Source organism: Anaerobiospirillum sp. NML120511 (assembly GCF_023050955.1).
Taxonomy (GTDB): Bacteria; Pseudomonadota; Gammaproteobacteria; order Enterobacterales; family Succinivibrionaceae; genus Anaerobiospirillum.
The window spans coordinates 15,643-37,171 of record NZ_JALKIK010000034.1 but is presented as its reverse complement, the minus strand read 5'-3'; the positions used below and the strand labels follow the sequence as shown (position 1 = coordinate 37,171).

At 49.4% G+C, this 21,529-nt stretch carries 8 protein-coding genes; 2 read left to right on the top strand and 6 right to left on the bottom strand.

What is annotated here, in order from left to right; translation table 11 throughout:
• Window positions 1-250: 250 nt before the first annotated feature.
• Window positions 251-481 carry a hypothetical protein gene (locus MXE39_RS09505; RefSeq protein ID WP_246977085.1) on the bottom strand — a complete coding sequence of 77 codons (231 nt, stop codon included), beginning with the start codon at window positions 479-481 and terminating at the stop codon, window positions 251-253.
• 261 nt (window positions 482-742) lie between these two features.
• On the opposite strand from MXE39_RS09505, the gene MXE39_RS09500 reads away from it, so the two are divergent.
• Window positions 743-2,398 (top strand): ISAs1 family transposase, encoded by a 1,656-nt coding sequence (locus MXE39_RS09500; RefSeq protein ID WP_247074018.1) that lies wholly within the window; start codon window positions 743-745, stop codon window positions 2,396-2,398.
• Window positions 2,399-2,889: 491 nt separating this feature from the next.
• On the opposite strand, the gene MXE39_RS09495 is transcribed toward MXE39_RS09500, so the two are convergent.
• Window positions 2,890-4,491 carry a methyl-accepting chemotaxis protein gene (locus MXE39_RS09495; protein WP_246978726.1) on the bottom strand — a complete coding sequence of 534 codons (1,602 nt, stop codon included), beginning with the start codon at window positions 4,489-4,491 and terminating at the stop codon, window positions 2,890-2,892.
• Window positions 4,492-5,587: 1,096 nt separating this feature from the next.
• Between MXE39_RS09495 and MXE39_RS09490 the strand changes: the two genes are divergently transcribed.
• Window positions 5,588-5,776: a hypothetical protein gene (locus MXE39_RS09490; protein ID WP_246978725.1), complete on the top strand. Its 189-nt coding sequence runs from the start codon at window positions 5,588-5,590 to the stop codon at window positions 5,774-5,776.
• A 289-nt stretch (window positions 5,777-6,065) separates the two neighbouring features.
• On the opposite strand, the gene MXE39_RS09485 is transcribed toward MXE39_RS09490, so the two are convergent.
• From MXE39_RS09485 to MXE39_RS09470, 4 genes are all read right to left on the bottom strand, one after another.
• Window positions 6,066-7,667, bottom strand: a complete 1,602-nt coding sequence (locus MXE39_RS09485) for a methyl-accepting chemotaxis protein (RefSeq protein ID WP_246978724.1) — start codon at window positions 7,665-7,667, stop codon at window positions 6,066-6,068.
• Window positions 7,668-9,860: 2,193 nt separating this feature from the next.
• The gene (locus MXE39_RS09480) at window positions 9,861-11,411 is read right to left on the bottom strand and encodes a methyl-accepting chemotaxis protein (RefSeq protein ID WP_247074016.1); all 1,551 of its coding nucleotides are present in this window, start codon (window positions 11,409-11,411) and stop codon (window positions 9,861-9,863) included.
• A 2,907-nt stretch (window positions 11,412-14,318) separates the two neighbouring features.
• Window positions 14,319-15,929 carry a methyl-accepting chemotaxis protein gene (locus MXE39_RS09475; protein ID WP_246978722.1) on the bottom strand — a complete coding sequence of 537 codons (1,611 nt, stop codon included), beginning with the start codon at window positions 15,927-15,929 and terminating at the stop codon, window positions 14,319-14,321.
• Between the two features lie 1,767 nt (window positions 15,930-17,696).
• Complete coding sequence (locus MXE39_RS09470; RefSeq protein WP_246978721.1) at window positions 17,697-19,307, bottom strand: methyl-accepting chemotaxis protein; 1,611 nt, start codon at window positions 19,305-19,307, stop codon at window positions 17,697-17,699.
• Between the last annotated feature and the right edge of the window lie 2,222 nt (window positions 19,308-21,529).

Here is a 21,529-nt window from a genome sequence, read left to right as displayed (position 1 = left end):
GGCAGGAGCTGCTCCTTCAGTGCACCGCAGTGAGCTGTTCTGAGTGCGATCTGCAGGCTGAGACGGGCCAGATTCTGCGACAGCTCAGCTTCAGTCCGTGACTGACAGGCTGAGGAAGTGCAGCTGACCTGCAGGCCGGGACTTGAGAGAGTAACGACGGCTGACATGTTGGCCGGGACCGACAGGCTGGGGAGGTGCAGATGACCTGCAGGTTGAGACTGGCGGGCTGGGGAAGTGCAGCTGTCCAGCTTCAGTCCTCCCGGGCCTCATCACTGCTGTAAATTGATACGGCATTGTTGCGGCCGTTGAGCATAAGCATGCCGGCAAACTCAGGACGGGTCAGGACAAAGTACTGACAGGCGCACTCCATGGCACGACCCAGATCCCAGCTTAAGAACTCCAGATAACCATAGCTGGTGCCGGTAGAGCGTCCAATTACGGTTATGAAATTAGGGGAAACACACGCCCTGATCCGGATCACAAAATTTAGGGCAGCATGGCCAAGCATAAAAAGGACCACGTGTGAAACTTAACGAGTTGCATTTGCTGATAGTGCCAGCTTGTCACTAAAACGCTTTCTTAAGAAATTTGATTAATAGAAATAAAAGGTTGATCTATATCTCACTTTTAGATGGTGGATTGTCATCCTCTCAAGGATACCCCTCATAAAACAAAAAGACATGGCTTATTTACCTGAATCTTGCATATGCAAGAATAATCAAAAAACAAAAGAGGTAAAGCCATGTCCAGCAGTTACTTTACACCAAATCAGGCTGATTTAGTATCATCAGCACCTGCATTCTACAGTCAGGAAGTGAGCACTGAGTATCATGTTCAGTCATATGACATGAGCCTCTCTATTAATAATGAGACCTCGTGCTACCGCATTTCTATGCCCGTAGAAGACGGGGAGGGGCACAGGGCTCAGGTCACCTCTGACATTGACCAGTACGCCATAGCACATGTTGCTTTTGACTTTGAGAACAGCTTTGAACTCATTGCCTTGAGCACTCCTCCGAATGAGGACGTTTACAGCCTGATTGAGTCACTGGTCAATGATATGCAGTCCGCATTGACTATGCGGGTTGTTATGGAACACCCGGGCTTGCTTTCATGTGTACAAGGTATTTACAGGGTTGCCAGCTCTGCTCTAATCAAAGATCCAAGGAAACACCAGCAGACCATATACCCATTACCTGTGATTTTAACTGTTGCTGTGCTGGCAAGGCTCTGTGGATTCTTTACCAACAGAGAAATAGCCTTGTTTTACAGGTCTTACCGAGGAGTTATCGGTTATCTGATTGGCATCCCGCCAGACGAGTTCTCCGCCAGCAGGGAAACTATACGAAGGGCTCTTAAGTGTTGCAGTCCCGATACGCTCGAGCGCATCTTCTTCAAGTTCTTTGGCAGAAAGATTCGCAGCTCTGAGTCTAATGAGGGGCTTTTTAACACGGACCTCAAGATATATGCTTTTGATGGTCAGGAAAACCGTTCTGGCTACGTAAAAGGTAATCCTAACAGGATGGTCAAGGGCAATCATATTGTTTCTCTCGTAGAGGGAGGAAGCAACATGGTGGTGGCTTTTAAGAACGTTGATAAAAAGAACAATGAGGTGCAGGCATTCCTCGATATGCTGGCCATGATTGACGATGCATCAAAGTGCTTATTTACCTGTGATGCTCTGAACTCAAGAAAAGGTGTTCTTGAGGCAGTTCTTGCTAAAAACGGTCATTGTGGCCTTAAGCTTAAAGGCAAAAGCATTCTGCTCAAGGAAATTAAGGGTGTGTTTGAGTCTAATACCCCCTGTATAGATGAAATGGAATTTATTGCCACTGAGACTGGAGGCAAGATTGCTTTCCACACCATCTCCAAATTTGCTTTGACAGAAAACAATGTGCCTTCTTTATCAGACTGGAAAGGCATAACTACCGCTGTCAGAGTCAGTACAATTCGTCAGCGCATAATCGATGGCAGAAGCGTATCCAGCTCAGAGAAAACCTACTATATGGCATTTACGACTGACAATATGGAGGTTATAAAGAAAACTATTACTGAGACCTGGTGTTGCGAGACTATGCATTACACTAATGACGTTGTGTTTATGAGCGACAGGATGGCTATTACTGACAAGGCTCATATAGGCGCCAAGAACGCTATGAACAAGGTTGCCTACAATGTAATTTCGTTTTGCAGGAGTAAAGCTGATAAGTTTGATGAGAGGCCATTTGTCCATCACCTGAAGAAAAACGCAGTATGTCCACTGTATGCAGTAGCCTCTTTATCAGATTTCTTGACCAAGTGTCAGGGTTATGAGCTTAAACCTTTAGCACAATGCAGCTCATTTAAACTTGAACAGATTTTTAACAGGTCTGATTTATGCTTTGTCGAGTCAGCATGATTTTTGTGATCTGGATCAAGGCGTGTGTTTCCCCTAAGATGCAGTCATATCATGAAAGCCTTGCATTATAGATACTGCAATTACAGCTCCGTAAACGTTTGCATTCCCGTTCTTGTGCGATTCTATACTGTCAATAATGACTAAAGTGTTTGTTTGCGTACGGATTGATTAATACTGATTTTCAGTATGTCATTGCAGCATCAGTCCAGACCATGTTTGAGATCTATGGCTGCTGAAAAAGCAAAGCTTCCGACTGCTGCCTCTCAGGTATCCTGCAGGCGGCTGCCGGACAGGGGGTACGGCTGGATGCCGTTCTACAGGTTGTTTGCATGCTGCTGCGGCACAGGGCCTGGACTGGGCTGGTAATAAGGAAGTTGGGCCCGGAGGAGCGCAAAATAAAAGAGCCATGACGCTGCGCTGTGGGCAGGGGCATGGCTCGTGTGATTTGTTTTTGGGTTGCGTGCTGCGGCGGGCAGCGGTGCGGCCGCTTATCAGATCTTGAAGTACCTGAGGTTTTCAATGAGGTTATCAAGGCGCTGTGAGGTATTAATGAAGATATCTCGGGCTCCCTTGGCTACATTGTTCACCTCTGAGGCTTCATGGGTAATATCCTGCATGTTGTTGGAGATATCAGTTGAGGCGGCTGTCTGCTGCGATGCTGCTGTGGCAATCTGACTTATCTGAGTGTTAACCTCGTTTACGTGGCTCAGTGCCTGAGAGAGGGTCTCCTGAACGGCGCTGCTTGAGGCTGCTACTTGTGACATGTTGTCCAGATTGGTCTTCATGGCATCGGTAGCAAGAGAGGTCTCACTCTGAATTCGGTCGACCATGCCCTTGATTTCCTGAGTTGAGGCCGTAGTTCGGGTAGCGAGGGCTCGTACCTCATCGGCTACCACAGCAAAGCCACGGCCGGCTTCACCGGCTCGGGCAGCCTCAATGGCGGCGTTAAGGGCCAGCAGGTTGGTCTGAGCTGCAATGTCATCAATGGTGCCGACAATGGAGCCAATTTTCATGGCCTGCTCAGCCAGTGACTGAATGGCAGAGGCATTGTGCTTCATCTGATCATACTGCGTCATGATGGATCCTGATGCGTTGTTGACGCTCTTCATGCCCTGACTTGTCAGGTCAGATGACTCCTGTGATGACCGGGCGGCATCAGTACAGTTGCGTGCGATATTGGTGGTAGTGGCAACCATCTCTTCAGCCGATGCTGAAACGGAAATGGCCTTGCGCTCGGTACGGGCCATGGCCTCACAGATGTTGATTGCTGACTGTTCCATGTCCTTCATGGAGTCTTCAACCTCGCGTGTCAGGTCAATGGTTTCAGAAATGGTATTGCGCAGCTTGTCCGCCATAGTCTTCATGGCTGTATTGAGAATGCCAAACTCATCCCTGGTTGATGGTTTGAACTCAAAGCGGAAGTCACCATCAGCAAGGGAGCGGGCATTGTCGCACTGAGACTTGATGTTGCTTTCGATATAGTAGGCAAGCCACTTGGCAATAAAGAGGCTGAGAAGAACCTGAGTGAAGGTCATGCCCACAATGGTCCACAGGGCAGTAGTCTGGACAAGGGCTGTAGAAGATGAGTCCAGTACGGCAAAACGTATGGCCATCAGTCCATCGGCGCTGCGTTTGATGTCCGAAGTCAGCGGGGCCAGTACGGTCAGGTACAGCTCGAGGGCCTCATAAGCCTGATTGTTCTTAATGAGCCTGGTAATATCGTTGCGGTACACACTTGTGTATTTGGCCACATCAGCCTTAAGTACCTTCAGAATTTTCTGGGTATCGGCTTTGCCCTTCATAACGCCCACGGCCTTATCAAGGTTCTCAAGAGCTTTCTCTACCGCCATTAGATTGCCATCAGTCTGATTCCTTGGTGTGAGGTAGCGCACCATGTTCTCATGGACTGCCTCAATGGCGGCACTGGTCTCATGAATACGCTTGTACTGAATGCTCAGAACACTCTTGAGCTCAGTAGCGATTTCAATCGACTTGTACATGGAATTAATGGCCAGTCCCGAGACTGTCATTGACAGCAGCAGGATGGAGAAAAACGCAACACACATGCGGTGTTTGATAGAGAAAAACTTCATATCCAGCCCTCACTAAGGCGGTGGGTAGTTATCTGTCCTTTGACTTCAATATCATTGTCCGGCACCGGCATATATTCCGGTGATCCTTGAGTTTCTGGCCGACAGGCGTGCTGTGATGCTGCAGGTGCAGGTGCAGGTGCAGGTGCAGGAAACAGGCTTTGTCTGCAGATATCAGGGGCGCAGATGTCTCATCGAGCCGTGCAGAGTAAGGTATTAATGCAACTGCATTAATGGATTCCGGTATGCAGCAAGGCTTACAGGTACATCATGGCTTTCAGGGATAAAGGTAAGGTCAAAGTTTGTGACAAACAGGTCTGCTCAGCGCAGACAATGCTCAGATCTGCAGGCTTCAGTCAGCAAATAAGCGGTGCCGCAGTGATCTCACAGATTTTCTTCATTTACTGTTAATAAAGCTCTTACTTTCATGGGGACTCATGAGCTGTAAGTGCTGTGTAAGTCAGCTCAGAACGGCTTGATTTCTCATTCAGTGCAATCAACGGGCCGGTTGGACGAAGGCCTGTTTGTTTTGCTGTACAGCTGTTTCATGTATGAGTCTCTCAGTGCTAACAGGACAATTACCAGCATTCGGGAGGGTGGTTGCGAAAACGAAGAGGACGTATGGTGATCATGATGAGCTCACTCCTGCGCTGCTCTTATGTTGTGATTGACCCAGGCTTGCACCTGATAACTGCTCAATGATGCAGCTTAATGCCTCATCTGAACGCTCAGATTTCATCATTGGCGGTCAAAACGGCCCGCATCCAGGGACTTTGGATGATGTTAATGGTCAGTTTCTTCCTGATGAGAGCCATAATCCCCATCAGTCAGGCTGTTATCTGCTTAAGAAGTTTGCATCTTGCTCATAAGATGAGCGAAACAGTAAATCTATGACAAATCGCTATAGTGAAGTCAGAGCAGCTGAATACAAAACAGTGCAGCAGCGGTATAGCAAATAGAGCAGCAGCCTGATACAAAACAGCTTTGCACCTGAAGAAAGTGAGCATATGAGACTTTGTTCATGGCGACCCAGGGGAACATCGGGCAGACTAAGGGAGCATCATGCATGGATATGCTAACATATTGAGGTATCGATATATTGGAAACTCGTTATCTGCCTTATGTATGTCCTGATGGTAATGAAACGCTCAAGCGTGGTAGTCAGCATGTTGATGCCCAGCTGAAAAGGGCTGCCTGGCCTGATGTTAGAGCTTCAGGGCCTCAAGTGTCTTTAAGGATCGATGTAAAGCGAACTGTACAATATGAAAATCAGATTTTAGGTATTTAGCATAAGGGAATAGAAGCACGAAAAAAAGGGAGTCATGAGCTGTGCGCTGAGGCACAGATCACGACTCCCAAAGAAACATGTATTTTTTGACTGAAAAACAGTTCCTTACTGACTGCAGTGGCATAACTTGATACAGCTACTTAGGTCTTACCAGGAACGATTTGGTAACTGAAAGTACTACTAAACAGTCTAAAAGTACCCTTGCTCTCAGTTGCAGAGGGCGTCAGCAGAAAGTCCAGAGTGCATTGATGTATTGATGCATGGCTGGGCGCAAGTTGTTTTAATGAGATCAGATCTTGAAGAACTTGAGATTCTGTACCAGATCATGGAGGCTGTTGGAGGTCTCAATGGATATCTGGCGGGCCTGCTGAGCCACATGCGAGACATCGCTCGAGGCATGGGTAATGGCCTGCATGTTGTTGGAGATCTCGGAGGTAGCGGTAGTCTGCTGCTCTGAGGCCTCGGCAATATGGGTAATCTGGCGGTTTACCTCATTTACGCAGTTGAGCGCGTCAGACAGAGTCTTCTGAACTGTGATAGTGCTGTCAGCAACCTCTGCCATGCTGTCGAGATTGGCCGTCATGGCATCAGTGGCATTGCTGGTCTCAGCCTGAATGCGGTTAACCATGGCACGTATTTCCTGGGTTGAGGAGGTAGTACGGGTTGCAAGAGCACGAACCTCATCAGCTACTACGGCAAAGCCACGACCGGCCTCACCTGCTCGGGCAGCTTCAATGGCAGCATTGAGGGCCAGCAGGTTGGTCTGAGCAGCGATTTCATCAATGGTGCCGACGATAGAGCCAATCTGCTGAGCCTGATCTACCAGAGTGTTAATAGTAGAGGCGCTGGCCTTCATCTGCTCATACTGAGTCTTGATGTCAGTTGCGGCCTTGTTAACCATCTCCATGCCATTGTGAGTCAGGTCTGAAGACTGCTGGGATGACTGGGCGGCTGTATCGCAGTTGGAGGCGATGTTCTGAGTGGTAGAAACCATCTCATCTGCCGAGGCAGCTACAGTGATGGCCTGGCTTTCGGTACGGGACATGGCATCACAGATGTTGGAGGAGGCCTGCTCCACGCTGGTCATGGAGTCATTAATCTGATTGGACAGGGTAACAACATGGCCGATGGTGTCGCGCAGCTTGGTGGTCATGGCCTTCATGGCTTCGTTGAGATGACCAAACTCATCCTGAGCTGATGGAGGGAACTGCAGGTTGAACTCACCTCGGGCAAGGGCGCTGGCATTCTGGCACTGCAGCTCGATATTGCGCTGGATATAGTTGGCACCCTTGAGGGCAATGACCAGACTCATGATGATCTGCAGCACAGTAACGCAGATAACAATGGTCAGGCTGCCAGTCTGAATAAGCTCAGCCGATCTGGTTTCGATAATGCCAAAACGGAAGGCCGTAATCTGATCTACCTCTTTTTTGAGCACGGTAGTCAGAGGAGCAATCATGTTGAGATAGACCTCGAGAGCCTCGTAAGGACGGTGGCTGTTAATAAGGGAAACTATATCCTTGTTGTAGTACTCGGTATATTTGGCTGTGTTGGCTTTCAGCGAGGTCAGCAGATTGCTAATCTGCGGAGCTACATGCAGTACCGATACGGTGCGATTGAGCTCAGCAATTGACTCTTCGAGTTTGCGGCGGTTGTCCTCGCTCTGATTGTTTGGCGTCAGATAACGGACCATGGCCTCATTGGCAGTTTCGATATTCTTGCTGATATCGTTGATCTGACGATACTGGACCGTAATCATGGTCTGCAGATCAGAGGCAATAGAGATGGAGCTGTACATTGACCTGATGGACAGTCCGGAAACCAGACACGACAGGAAAAGAATGCACAGGAATGAGGCTAACAGCCTTGTTTTGATCGACGAGAATCTCATAACTACACCTGTTGGGCTACAGCAGGGCACGGCAGATCACTTTGAGAAAACACATCATGAAGCAGCTCAGCTGCAGCAAGGAGCTGCAGCAAAAAGCCTGCAGTAAGGGAACTACAGCAAAGAGCCTGAAGGAAACTGCCTGCCACCATGGAGCTTCAGGCAGTGTGGCCGTGGCCGCAGCAAACCCGGGCAATATGGCATCATGAGTGCTTATCTGCCTCAAAGGCATGGTTACAAGGCATGCAATGTGTGTGAATGCCGGCTCAGCCATAGGCTGGCCAAAACAAACAATCCTGATTTAGCCGGGCATACCGGAAAGCTCAGGGAACTGGAACTTAAGGCGCCAGCCCTGCCCGATAACAGGCATGGGGCTGCACTGCCCGACCTGCGGGCTGGGCAGTATATGCACCTGACCTGCAGGTACCAGACCTTGCAGGTATGAAACAGGTATTGCAGCAGGCGCATTCAGGTGCGCCTGGCTCTCCCTCTACCGGGCAGACTAAGAGCTTGACAGTACGAGGCACAGGGTCACAGGGCCTCAGGTAGTGCAAATCAACAATGGCCGCAAGGTGCCCTGCTGTGGCCCGCGCTCAGGGGCCACATGGCAACGCAGTCAGAGCGCCGCAGACACGCATAGTCACAGGGGCCATATTCCAGGGGCATACTCAAATGCCTGGCCGGGCCATTGACAGTGTAGGGACGTGCCTTATGGCTGCCGCCCTGAAAGGAGACATAAATATGGAGTCCTGATGGATTATTCAGAGTGCGGAACCGCTGAGCAAAGAGAAGCGGGCAGGCAAGTGTGTGAGGGCCTTAGAGGTCTCTTGGTCGGGCAGATGTACTGAATCAGGTCAGATAGCCGGTCGTGACAACAGGGCTTAAGGTCTTCGCCTGAAAACACCTCAGGGATAAAGAGCAAACAGTGTTGACAGGGCAGTGAGAGAGTCTATAACTGCTTGGGGAATCAGCAGTATGGTGCACAAAAAGCTGAACAGGCAGCTGTATGCCTTGATGTCCTGAACATCTCTCAAAAGCAAAACTGTCCATAACAGAGGACATAAAGCAATGGATATACGCCCAGGGAATATCGGGCTGATAAAACGGTTACCGGTCGCTAATCCGGCACTGTTCAGGAAATGGGGTTCTCACTTGCTGTGTCATTAGGGCAATTCTAATGCATATTTTTCGCAAAAGACAGTTCCAGGATCGCAAAGACGCACAATTTTACGGCCCGAACAGCGCAAGCTGCACGACAAAATGGTACCTTTCGTCGAAAGTATGTTTATAAGAAACAAAGCAGATAACAGTACAGTCAGATACAACAGGATAAATTGAATAAGATAAGGGCGGTGTGTACTCCCATGCGCAAAGTCATCGCAACACTACCATACAAGTTGACTGACAACACTTGCAAAATGACCAGGAGTATGAATGTGTTCAGCCATTCACAATAGCCTGTTTGCAAGCGATCCTGGACAGTTGCTTTACCTGACCAGACCAATTGACAGCGATGAGCTCATGCACAATGAAATAAGGAGCTTGAGCTCAAGTATCACCATTGATGCAGTAAGCAGCCCGCAATGAGTCAGTGTCCACTCCGTGCCAGCTGCTCGTGCGGATTATGGTCCTGATTGAAGTTTACATGCTCGCGGGCTTGCTGCTGATATGGACAGTGGGGCTTACCCGGTGTGCACTGGCCTCCAGTGCATGAGCCACCTGTGCTGGTTGATGCTGCAGATGAGTACGGGTTAAAGTGCAGATCAAATTCAGGCCTGGTGCAGGTTATGTGCAGGACTGGAACATGGCATGGTCTGTAACCGGTTAATTGCCCTGCGCCGGGTGCAGCATGCTCATTGCGGACTACTTCGCTGGAGCGCAGGTGAGCTGCATTTAGCATCAGGTCAAGCTGCATTTGAGCATCGGGGCCGTGCTGCATGGGAACAGCGCAGGTGTGCTGCGTTGGAGCAACAGGTCATGCTGCATTGAAGCATCGAGGTCTTGCTGTATGGGAGCAGCGTAGGCGGGATGCGCTGGAGGCGCGCAGGTGTGCTGCGTTGGAGCGGCGGCGCGCAGGCGCGGATGGGGCTGGAGATTCGGGATTTTGCGGGTTCAAAAAAGCAAAAGAGCCATGAGCGGCAGTGCCGCCCATGACTCTGGGTTTTGTGGAGCCGAAGCTCCTGGCTTTTTTGAGTCTTAGATCTTGAAGAACTTGAGGTTATTGATGAGATCAGAAAGACGGCCTGAGGTGGCGATGAAGATCTCACGGGCATTCTGAGCTACACCGTTTACCTCGGCAGCAGCATGGGTAATGTCCTGCATGTTGTTGGAGATCTCAGATGAGGCCTGGGTCTGCTGACCTGCAGCAGTAGCAATCTGAGTAATCTGGGTATTAACCTCATTTACAAAGTTCAGAGCGTTGGAGAGAGTCTCCTGAACGTGTGAGGTGCTGGAGGCAACTTCAGACATATTGTCGAGGTTGGCCTGCATGGCCTCGGTAGCATGAGTGGTTTCAGCCTGGATGCGATCCACCATGCCACGGATTTCCTGAGTGGAGGAGGTGGTGCGGGTAGCCAGAGCACGAACTTCGTCAGCTACCACAGCAAAACCACGACCGGCCTCACCGGCACGGGCAGCCTCAATGGCGGCGTTAAGAGCCAGCAGATTGGTCTGAGCAGCGATTTCGTCAATGGTGCCGACAATGGAGCCGATCTTCTGAGCCTGGTCAACCAGCGACTGGATGGTAGAGGCGTTCTGCTTCATCTGCTCGTACTGAGTCAGAATGGCGTGGGAAGAGTCGTTAACGCTCTTCATACCCTGATTGGTAAGGTCTGATGACTCCTGAGATGAGTTGGCAGCATCCTTACAGTTATTGGCAATGTTGGTGGTGGTAGCAACCATTTCCTCTGCAGAGGCAGATACGGCAATAGCCTTGCGCTCAGTGCGGTCCATGGCTTCGCATATGTTCACAGCAGACTGCTCCATGTCCTTCATGGAGTCATCAACCTCATTGGACAGGGTGATGACGTGGGAAATGGTCTCGCGCAGCCTGGCAGCCATGGCAATCATGGCATTGTTCAGTACACCGAACTCATCCTGGGTTGAAGGTGGGAACTTGTAGTTGAACTCACCATTGGACAGGGCCTTTGCAGTAGCGCACTGGGTCTGAATGGATCTCTGAATGGAAGAGGAGATGGCCAGAGCAATAATGATGCTCACAATGATTTGGACAATAGTAAGACCGATTACAGTCATCAGGCTGCCGGTCTGGATCAGCTCCCTGGAGGATTGCTCGATGACGCCAAAGCGGATATCAGTAATATTCTCAATGGCGTGCTTCATCCTGGTGGTAAGGGGAGCAAGGATATTGAGATAAACCTCAAGGGCCTCATAAGGACGATTGGCACGGATTAAAGAGGCAATGTCGTTTTCGTAAATTTTCTGATACTGGGCGGCATCATCCTTGATTTGCTGAACGCTTTCCTTCAGATCCGGAGCAAGGAGCAGATTGTTTACGGCTGTTCTGAACTTTTCCATATCACTCTGCAGTTTTTGCAAATTTGCCGGGGTCTGATTGTTAGGGGTAAGGTAAGACACCATGGCAGCATTGGTATTTTCCAGGGACGATCCTGTAATCGAAATACGACGGTAGCTTCCGGAAATGGTCTCCTCCAGACTGGTAGCAATACTGATGGAGCTGTACATTGCCTTAATGGAAAGACCGGCTACCACTATTGAAAGGGCCATTATTAAGGCAAAACAGGCAAGAAGCCTGGTTTTAATTGAAGAAGAAGCAAAAAGACTCATATTAAACAGCCAATATGCGTTATTGCAGGTGTCACTGCAAAGACCATGTAAATGCTCGAAATCAAGGTCACAGCCATAAGGCTGACAACCTCAGAGCGCTTACATACGTCCTTATGCATCCCATAAGTGCAGCCTGCTGCAAAAGCCGCAGCTACTGCCCTTACAGGCAGGGCACCGCCCTGAACGCTGAGGGGTGGAGTTGGACAAAATCAGCCCGGGCAGGTTAAGCCAACAGGCAGATACCGGTAATCACAGGTCACGACAGCGGACAGCCATCAACTGCCCGGTCATGATCTGAAATAGCAAAAGCCAAAACAACAGTTAACAACCTGAATCAGGCTATCAGCAACAGCTGGCAGACAAAATGCGCAAAGCTCTCCTGCTGAACCCATACACTGCAGTAATCCGACCAGCTACCGGAGGTACCCGGCAGCACAAGGGTTTGAGTGAATCGACCGGCCACCAGCGGTACCCGGCAGCACAAGGGTTTGAGTGAATCGACCGGCCACCAGCGGTACCGGGCAGCATCAAGGTTTGAGTGAATCGACCAGCTACCGGAGGTACCCGGCAGCACAAGGGTTTGAGTGAATCGACCAGCCACCGGCGGTACCGGGCAGCAAAAGTCAGCACATATGGTCAAGCTCAGAGTTTTGCAATTACATAAAGGGCTGCAGGAGCCGCATCCTTATACATGGCAGAACGCGATAGAGCACTGCCGGAGGGAGCTGCAAATCTCTGTATTAACATCTGTCAGACAGCCCGTAAAGCACAGATAATTGTCCTCGTATGATACTGAAAATGCCGTAAGAATACGCTGCATAGGTTTGGGGCAAAAAACGGCCCGCAACACATGGTCAGAAAAACTGCATCTATGCGGGTGATGCATAAATAGCGCCGTAATGGACAAACTATATTGTCAAAAATATTTCTATACAGACATACACAACAGTCCGCAGGCCACTGAAAAATGATCTGGGGCCGACGGTCTGTCGGCGTGACAGCAGCAGGGCCTGAATCATACAGGCTGAGCAGCCCAGAGGCGGCTTCGGCAGTATGCGGTGCAGGTACATATTCAGGTGCAGATTCATGTGCAGATTCATGTGCAGTTGTATTACTGCTCTGTCAGGTATTGATGATTTGATTCTGTGCTGCAGCATCAGCCTTCCTTGCAGGAGGCCGATATTTGCTCTTATTGAACTTAAGGCAGATTAGTTCTTACTGAAGTAACATGGGCCCGGGACAGGCACGAAGTTTTATCAGGATGTACTGAATTTTGCTGTATGACAGGGCTGCAAATAACATCGGTCAGTCATTGGTCCCGCTACAGGGCCTCGACCTTTGTCTGTTCTTGCCTGACACACCTGGGTAAGTCCGGAACTTCATCTATTGCTTTGCTGCTCTGAAATCCCTTAAATATGGCAATGCTATCGTTTGCATTGACCGGGACAGTAAGAAGCAGACTGGCTGATTTATGTGCTGCCAGAAAGCATTCTTTTCTTTTGCAAATTTTGAGGGCAGGCCTTTCAATCCTCGGGTTGACCATCTTTTCGGGAGGCGGGACTGATTACAGCAAGGACCTTATGTACTGACTGGCATACGCGGCATCACGGACGCCTTACGATCTTCGTTTGTGACAGTTATGACGGTTGTACAGGGCTCTGATAAATGGCAGCTGCCATGCACACAGGGTGCAGCTTTGGCAGCAGATGCAGCCAGAAAGATATCAGAGCCAGTTGTATTAATGCTGATTAAGAGCGGAAAAATATGATATTTGTCTGATTTGCTCTTAAATAAGTCTGCATATGTTTTTAATATTGTGCACATGTGGCACCTGTATGGCAATACCACACAGTTCATAAGCCCAGTCAGGGGTACTGCCGCCATAAAGCCCTCAGTTCCTTATGACCAGACCGTCCTTACGACCTGTCAAGAGCTTCCAGCGCATATTGCTTACTAAAGCTCAATAATGCCTGTTTTACCTGGAGTTCACTGGGTATGCTCATTATGAACAGCATCTTTCACTGGGGCATGGCAAGAGCATGGCTTCCCTGGCCCATTGTATGACTGGTCTCAAGCCATGACAGCAACAGATGCCTGCAAGACATTACTGTAAGACAGACTAAAAAGCATTCCTGAAGCCTGATGCACAGTGAGTATTGGCCCCAAACTACTGTAGGGCATCAGTTGTCCTGTGGCTTGCTGAAAGCATCTGAAGCCTGTGGAAGTTTCAGGCAGCTGGCTGGATGTGACTGAATACAGGTGACCTGCGGTCACAGCACACATAATATACTGATGTCATGACTTAAATAAAGTCAAAACCGGTAGTAATGCCATTTACTTGTGAAAATGCTCCTCGATCATTACACAGATAAAAATACTGGGCTGTGACTGCCATCATTGCTAAACAGGGGGCATGTAAGGTTACCGCGAATGATTATAATTCAAAGCATGGGGATAGACTTACGCCTTTGACAGTAACAGACGGGGCAATACCGGAATAACCACCAGCCGCTAAAATGCCTGGGCACGGCAGCGGTCAAAGGAATCAGGTGTGTTAGGGATGAGCATCGAGTCTGGTGGCTGGCAAAGACTTTGGCGACGCGCGCATGAACCTGGAGGCGGGTGAAGGAACCTGAATACGGGCAAAGGCTGTGGCGCGGGCAAAGGCTGTGGCGACGGGCAAAGGCCGTGGTGGCGGCCAGGTTAGAGATGGGTGGCAGGGGTTTGAGTTTTCCGGAAATAAAAAGAGCCATGTCCCGTGAGGGGCATGGCTCCTTTGAGCAGGTTCGCAACCTGAGCTTATGAGGTGCTTAAGTTGCTGCCTGTTTCCGGGTTTAACCTGAAGTCTTAAATCTTGAAGAACTTAAGGTTCTCAATCAGATCATGCAGACGCTCGGAGGTGGATACCGAGATTTGACGGGCATCCTGAGCAACACGAGATACATCAGCTGAAGCGTGAGTGATGGTCTGCATATTGTTGGAGATCTCAGAGGTTGCAGAGGTCTGCTGCTCTGCAGCGGTTGCAATCTGGGTGATCTGGGCATTTACCTCATTTACATAGTTCAGAGCGTTAGACAGTGTCTCCTGAACGGTAGAGGTGTTGGCTGCAACTTCAGACATGTTATCAAGGTTGGCCTGCATGGCCTCGGTAGCGTGAGTGGTTTCTGCCTGGATGCGGTCCACCATGCCACGGATCTCCTGAGTTGAGGAGGTTGTACGGGTGGCCAGAGCACGAACTTCGTCTGCTACCACGGCAAAGCCACGACCAGCTTCACCAGCACGGGCAGCCTCGATGGCGGCGTTAAGAGCCAGCAGGTTGGTCTGAGCGGCGATTTCGTCAATGGTACCAACGATGGAGCCAATCTTCTGTGCCTGATCAACCAGAGACTGGATGGTAGTGGCGTTCTGCTTCATCTGCTCGTACTGAGACATGATAGAGCTGGCTGATGCATTAACACTTTCCATGCCCTGGTGAGTGAGCTCTGAGGAATCCTGAGAGGACTTGGCTGCTTCAACACAGTTCTTGGCAATGTTGGAGGTGGTAGCAACCATTTCATCTGCTGATGCCGCTACAGTTATTGCCTGGTTCTCGGTGCGTGACATAGCGTCACAGATGTCTGAGGAGGCGTTCTCAACTTTCCTCATGGACTGACTGATCTCGTTGGAGAGAGTTACAACCTCTGAGATGGTCTGGCGCAGTTTGGTCGCCATTGCGGTCATGGAGCTGTTAAGAATACCAAACTCATCCTTGGATGCTGGCGGAAATTTGTAGGTAAAGTCACCCTTGGACAAGGCCAGGGCAGCATCACACTGTACCTTGATTGAGCGTTGAATAGATGAGGCTATGGCAAAGGCAATGATAATGCTCATAATAACCTGTACCACAGTAATTGCCAGAACGACGCCCAGGGATTTGGTCTGCACCAGATCTTTTGTCATTCTGACAATCTGGTCAAAGCGAATGGCAGAAACTTTCGCCATATTGCTTTTCATTTCACTGGTAAGAGGCGCAATAACATTGAGATAGACTTCAAGCGCCTCATATGGACGGTTGTTGTTGATAAGAGAGACTACCTCTTTGTTAAAGACATCCAGGTAGACTACTGTCTGAGATCTTACTGTAGCAACAAGCTGCTCGATTTCAGGCACGGTCCTCATTGCAATTACGGCAGTGTTAAACTCGTCCAGCGATTTCATCAGGCGGGTACGATTGGCTTCTGTCTGCTGGTTTGGAGTCAGATAGGCAACCATATGCTGGTTGGTAGTATCCATAGTGTTAGACACAGCGGAAATGCGACGGAAAGGTCCGGTAATCATTTCTTCAAGGTCAGCAGCAATGGTTATTGACCTGTACATGGAGTAAATCGACAGTCCAGAAACCACGCAGGACAGGAAGAGGATAATACCAAAGCAGGAAAGAAGCTTTGTTTTAATTGATGATGATGCAAGAAAGCTCATAATTATAGACCAGCCTCATATGCTACAGATGTCCTCCTGACCTGCAGGAGTCCGCCTCAGGACCATGGCTTTAGCCATGAGCACAGGGCTGACTTCTGACCGGGGTACGTTCAGTCCTTCTTCATAACTTTGCGCCCATGACCATGTACTGCAAAGCGGACATGGCAGGGGAGGCGAAGTTACAGACAGACTGCATGCAGGTAAAGACTTTGTAAGCAGATTCAGGTACGAGTAAATAAACACGGCGGTTCTGAGCATTACAGCCTCACGGTTCAATGCTCAGATGTGAATAAAGAAATCCAGGTTTTTGGTAAGTCCTGTATCTGACAGAGATACTGTTGCAGATGACATAAGACTTTCAAAGGAAAACCTGGGGCATCCAGGCGACAGTGTGTGATTCTGGACGAATTAACAGATATGGTTAACGTGACTACAGGCAGCAGGATATTGACAGGTTTACGAACGTTTGATTGTTCCTGCCACACACCTTTTCACAAAACTCCTTTAGTAAGCAAGTCATTGATACTGGTGCGATATTGACGCAAAAATGGACGGCAATTATCGCGCAGATCAAATGGTCAGTATAATCTGACCTGTCTTTCACCTTTTACATACACATGTAGATGCAACAAATTATCATCTGGTTAACAGTAACATGAGTGCACTCCCGGTAGTAACTGCACTGGTACGACGGCTGACACTTTTGCATTTGAAAGCTCCTGTTAAAGCATGAGAAAGCAAATGCGCTTGCACAGGGGCATGCCGTAATACATAGATGAGAGCTAAGCACAGTGTTAAGCTTCTCAAACATCTCTATTCATATATATAGACATATTTATATTAATAGAGATAAATGCAGGATTCATGCACAAACTTGTCCTATTTATATTATCCATATCAGGCGGCTTTGCAATAGCTCTGTTACATCGCACGGAGATTCCAGACCAGAATGTACCGGTTCCATTAGCATGAACATCCCTGATTTGCTTATATACATTGATGGGCATATGTATCTTATAAGAGCCATGTCATGGGAATAAGGTTGTTGAATACAGCGGCAAGCACCCCTGTCACATATACATTCAGAGCCGATGGTATCGGGAAATCCAGGTGCATACTGCTCAGACCGGTCAGGAGGATGTCAGAGACTGTCATGACCAGAGTTTTACACCAGGACAGTTCGCGACACATGGATACTGTTGATGTCGAGAAAGATACGCGGCGCAGTTGCCTATTGAGGATAACGGTTCATACTGCTGCCTGGCATGGTGGAGCCGCGCGGCAGGTCAGGCCAGGTCAGGCAGCAGGACAGCGGACAGCCCGGGAGGCAAGGCGACCGGATGGCGAAGCAGCGGCCTGGAAGGGGCTGTTCGGATGGCAAGGCGGCCGGATGGCGAAGAAGCGGCCTGTAAGGGGCTGTTCGGATGGCAAGGCGGCCGGATGGCGAAGAAGCGGCCTGGTCGGGGCTGTTCGGATGGCAAGTCGGCCGGATGGCGAAGAAGCGGCCTGGTCGGGGCTGTTCGGATGGCAAGTCGGCAGGGTGGCAAAGCAGCGGCACGGTCTGGGGCGGGCAGGTCGGGAGTGGTCGTGCGCGTTGATGACCGTCAGGTCAGCAGGGCAGGGTAAGGGAGCTACGCATGAGCGCGGGGCCGGAGGACGGTTCAGACTGGCCAAAGGGAGGGTTGCAGATTGTGCGGAAATGAAAAGAGCCATGGGCCGGGAGGCTCATGGCTCTTTTCTATGGAAAACGGAGGTTTTCCTTGAGGGTTAGATCTTGAAGAACTTGAGGTTCTGAATCAGATCATGCAGACGCTCGGAAGTGGATACGGAGATATGACGGGCATCCTGAGCAACACGGGATACTTCAGCTGAAGCATGGGTGATGTTCTGCATATTGTTGGAGATTTCAGAGGTTGCAGAGGTCTGCTGCTCGGCAGCGGTAGCAATCTGAGTAATCTGGGCGTTTACCTCATTTACGTAGTTCAGAGCGTTAGACAGAGTCTCCTGAACGTGAGAGGTATTGGAAGCAACTTCAGACATGTTGTCGAGGTTGGCCTGCATAGCCTCGGTAGCGTGAGTGGTTTCTGCCTGGATGCGGTCCACCATGCCACGGATTTCCTGAGTGGAGGAGGTGGTACGGGTAGCAAGGGCACGAACTTCGTCAGCTACCACGGCAAAGCCACGGCCTGCCTCACCGGCACGGGCAGCCTCAATGGCGGCGTTAAGAGCCAGCAGGTTGGTCTGAGCGGCGATTTCGTCAATGGTACCGACGATGGAGCCGATCTTCTGAGCCTGGTCAACCAGGGACTGGATGGTGGTGGCGTTGTGCTTCATCTGCTCGTACTGAGACATGATGGAGCTGGCGGACTCGTTTACGCTGTCCATACCCTGGTGGGTAAGTTCGGAGGAATCCTGAGATGACTTGGCAGCCTCAACACAGTTCTTGGCAATGTTGGAGGTGGTGGCGACCATCTCGTCGGCAGAGGCGGCAACGGTAATGGCCTGGCTCTCAGTGCGGGACATGGCGTCGCAGATGTTTGAGGAGGCCTCCTCAACACTTTTCATGGACTCGTTGATCTCGTTGGAGAGAGTAACAACATGGGAAATGGTCTCACGCAGCTTGGTAGCCATGGATACCATGGCGTTGTTCAGAACGCCGAACTCATCCTGGGATGAAGGTGGGAAGTGATAGGTGAAGTCACCATTTGAAAGGGCCTGAGCGGCGTCACACTGTACCTTGATGGAACGCTGAATTGAGGAAGCGATGGAAATGGCAATGACAATGCTCAGAATGATCTGAACAAAGGTCAGGCCAATAACAAACATCAGGCTGGTGGTCTGGATGAGGTCAGCAGACTGAGTCTCAATGTAGCCAAAGCGTACAGCAGTAATCTTGGTGATGTTTTCCTTCATTTCGCTGGTCAGCGGAGCGATGACGTTGAGGTATACCTCAAGAGCCTCATATGGACGGTGAGCCTTAATCAGGGAAACAACATCATTGTTGTAGTGCTGAATGTACTTGGAGGTCTGAGCTCTGATCTGATCAACAGCAACACGGATTTCATCATCAGCATGCAGACCGGCAACTGCACGGTTGAGCTCCTCGATGGAGCTTTCCAGACGGGCACGGTTGGAGTCGCTCTGGTTGTTAGGAGTCAGATAGGACACCATGTACTCGTTGGAGTTTTCAAGTGCATTGGATACTGCTGTGACGCGGCGGAAACCGACAGAAATTTTATCCTGCAGGTCGGTTGCGATACTGATGGAGCTGTACATGGCTTTGATGGACAGTCCTGATACCAGGCAGGAGAGGATCAGAATAATAACGAAGCAGGAAAGAAGCTTTGTTTTAATTGATGATGATGCAAAAAAGCTCATAATGATAGACCAGCCACATCCGCTACAGCTGTCTGCCTGAACTCACCGTACCGGCATTCACATCTTCACATACCGTTAACTGCCCCGTACGGGGCAACAGGCATGTTTGGCTATGAACTTTGCCGGAGGTGATTCGCCCAGCCTGCCGCCATCACCTGAGCTCCCGGTGCCGTGCACCGGAAAGCGGGCAGGGAGCGGCAGGAGCTGACAGGGCATGCTGTACGCAGGAATACACCTTGTAAGCAGATTTAGGTACAAGTTATTAACAAACTGTCCTTACCACCCAGCCTCACGGCTCCACGGCAGGACAGCGCCACAAAGAAAAAATCGTTTTACTGCAGCCATGCTGCACTGCGGGAAATCATTGACCTCAGGCGTCTGATGCTCTTCAGGTCTGCAGAACCCGTACTTTATGTCATTGCTAAAAGCTAAGCTGCATGGACACATTAGCCTGTGCTCTCCTGCGCTACATCCGTGCAGACCGTTATGCCTGAGGGTGAATATGTGCAGCACATACGGAGGTACAGCTGTATATGACGGGAGGTAACCTCCATGAGCACGCGCTTGAGGTTACGCACTGATGTACATGTACTAAGGTCAGATGACCTGTAAATAATTCCTGGGGGCGTCTATACCCATGGCTTAGTGAGCGCCTGACGGAATCTCACCTTAAAAAATATATACAAACAAACGGCAGCTCTTTGGGTATCCGGAAAATCTCATCTGAGTGTTGCTTGTTGGCCGGGTCCACTGTGTTTTATATGAGCTTTATATGAAGTTTAATGCGGAATGCTGCGCAGGCAGGTCATGTGCTGGTAAAACCAGCTGTAACGAAGGTGGGCTTCTTTCTCTCCTGATGCTTATGATGCATGAGCTTCTGCATGTTTGCCGACGTTTTAATACGCCGGACTCGTCCTTATTCCTTACTTTGCTTCTGTAAGATCAGGCTTGCCTCTGCTGATACTGCAGCTCGTGTCCGTGTCTGCTGCGCAGTCTGCAAGGCCGACCACATTACAGTACATGGATATGTTTGCTGTGCTTATATGAAGCAGTACACCAGACTGCATGTGGCAGTATCCACTGTGCTGCACGAGCATAAAAAGTCACGCAAGTGTTTGCTGTAAGTTAACAGCACCATGGGAGGAGCTGACGTACCATTCATATAAATGCATACGGCATATCGTTTTTCAGCAAAATAATATGGCTTGTTTGCAATTAGTAAGTGTAAATAATATGCAAAAAAGCGCAAGTGTCAAGGATAAAATCACTGATATTCAGTACACAGGAAAGAAAATTCACTAAACAAAATTTGAGTGAAAAAATTCCGCCCCTGTTCCCAGTCACATTAAAAATTTGACCTGGCTCACAAATGGCTTGTATAAGCCATTGAAATCATGAGTAAATTTTGATGGTTACGAAGCAATATTTTACACCGCAAACAGGTCTGAATCCCATTTACTTGAGAAATGTAAAAAATTTTTCACACGGGAAAGTATGTATGACAATCTATATTGGACATTCATTATAGTGCAGATTGAATGTTAACTTTGATGTGACGATCATGGCTCAAAAACACTCAACGGGAGCTCCTGAGGGGTGCTTTGTTAAAAAACATTCAAGCGAAAAGCCCTTTGAAATTGGTATACAAGTTGTATCAATGCGACCCTGTGTAAACAATCAATGCAAAATTTTGCAGTATTTTGCTGTAACAACATGATACAACGAATGCAAAACGTTGCATTTTTATGCAAAAGGCAGAAAGTCGGAAGTTCACAAGTTTCCGTAAAAAACCGTTCTATATGCATGCATTGGTGAGTGTTTATGGATCTAAACGTTCACAACGTTATGTAAATCCACTGCAAAGCACAGCCTTTGAATGTAAAACACAGCTCTGAAAAGGAGGAGAACCGACATCTGCCTGGCCAGAGTTACAGTGCACACTAAGGCACGCTGACCGGATTGAAGAACTACAAATCGAGCATCAGCCCGTCCAGCAAGGTCATAAAGCCCGCAGCAGTCGCGTCCATTAAAAAGCCGTGCTCCCTCCATAATGATAAAAGCGTCTGCCTTTGTCTGTTCACTGGCAAGCGTTTACGACAGCAGCCAGGAATGCGCTGCATCCGGCCAGCCACTTCGCAACCAACAGCAGCCAGGAGGGCGCCGCATCCGGCCAGCTTCTTCGCAGCCAGAAGTACAGACAGACCGTCGATAACACAGCCATT

Bases quoted from the DNA above. Each gene is read 5' to 3' on its own strand.
- MXE39_RS09485 (WP_246978724.1), bottom strand. From the start codon at position 7,667: ATGAGATTCTCGTCGATCAAAACAAGGCTGTTAGCCTCATTCCTGTGC.
- MXE39_RS09500 (WP_247074018.1), top strand. From the start codon at position 743: ATGTCCAGCAGTTACTTTACACCAAATCAGGCTGATTTAGTATCATCA.
- MXE39_RS09470 (WP_246978721.1), bottom strand. From the start codon at position 19,307: ATGAGCTTTTTTGCATCATCATCAATTAAAACAAAGCTTCTTTCCTGC.
- MXE39_RS09495 (WP_246978726.1), bottom strand. From the start codon at position 4,491: ATGAAGTTTTTCTCTATCAAACACCGCATGTGTGTTGCGTTTTTCTCC.
- MXE39_RS09480 (WP_247074016.1), bottom strand. From the start codon at position 11,411: ATGGCCCTTTCAATAGTGGTAGCCGGTCTTTCCATTAAGGCAATGTAC.
- MXE39_RS09475 (WP_246978722.1), bottom strand. From the start codon at position 15,929: ATGAGCTTTCTTGCATCATCATCAATTAAAACAAAGCTTCTTTCCTGC.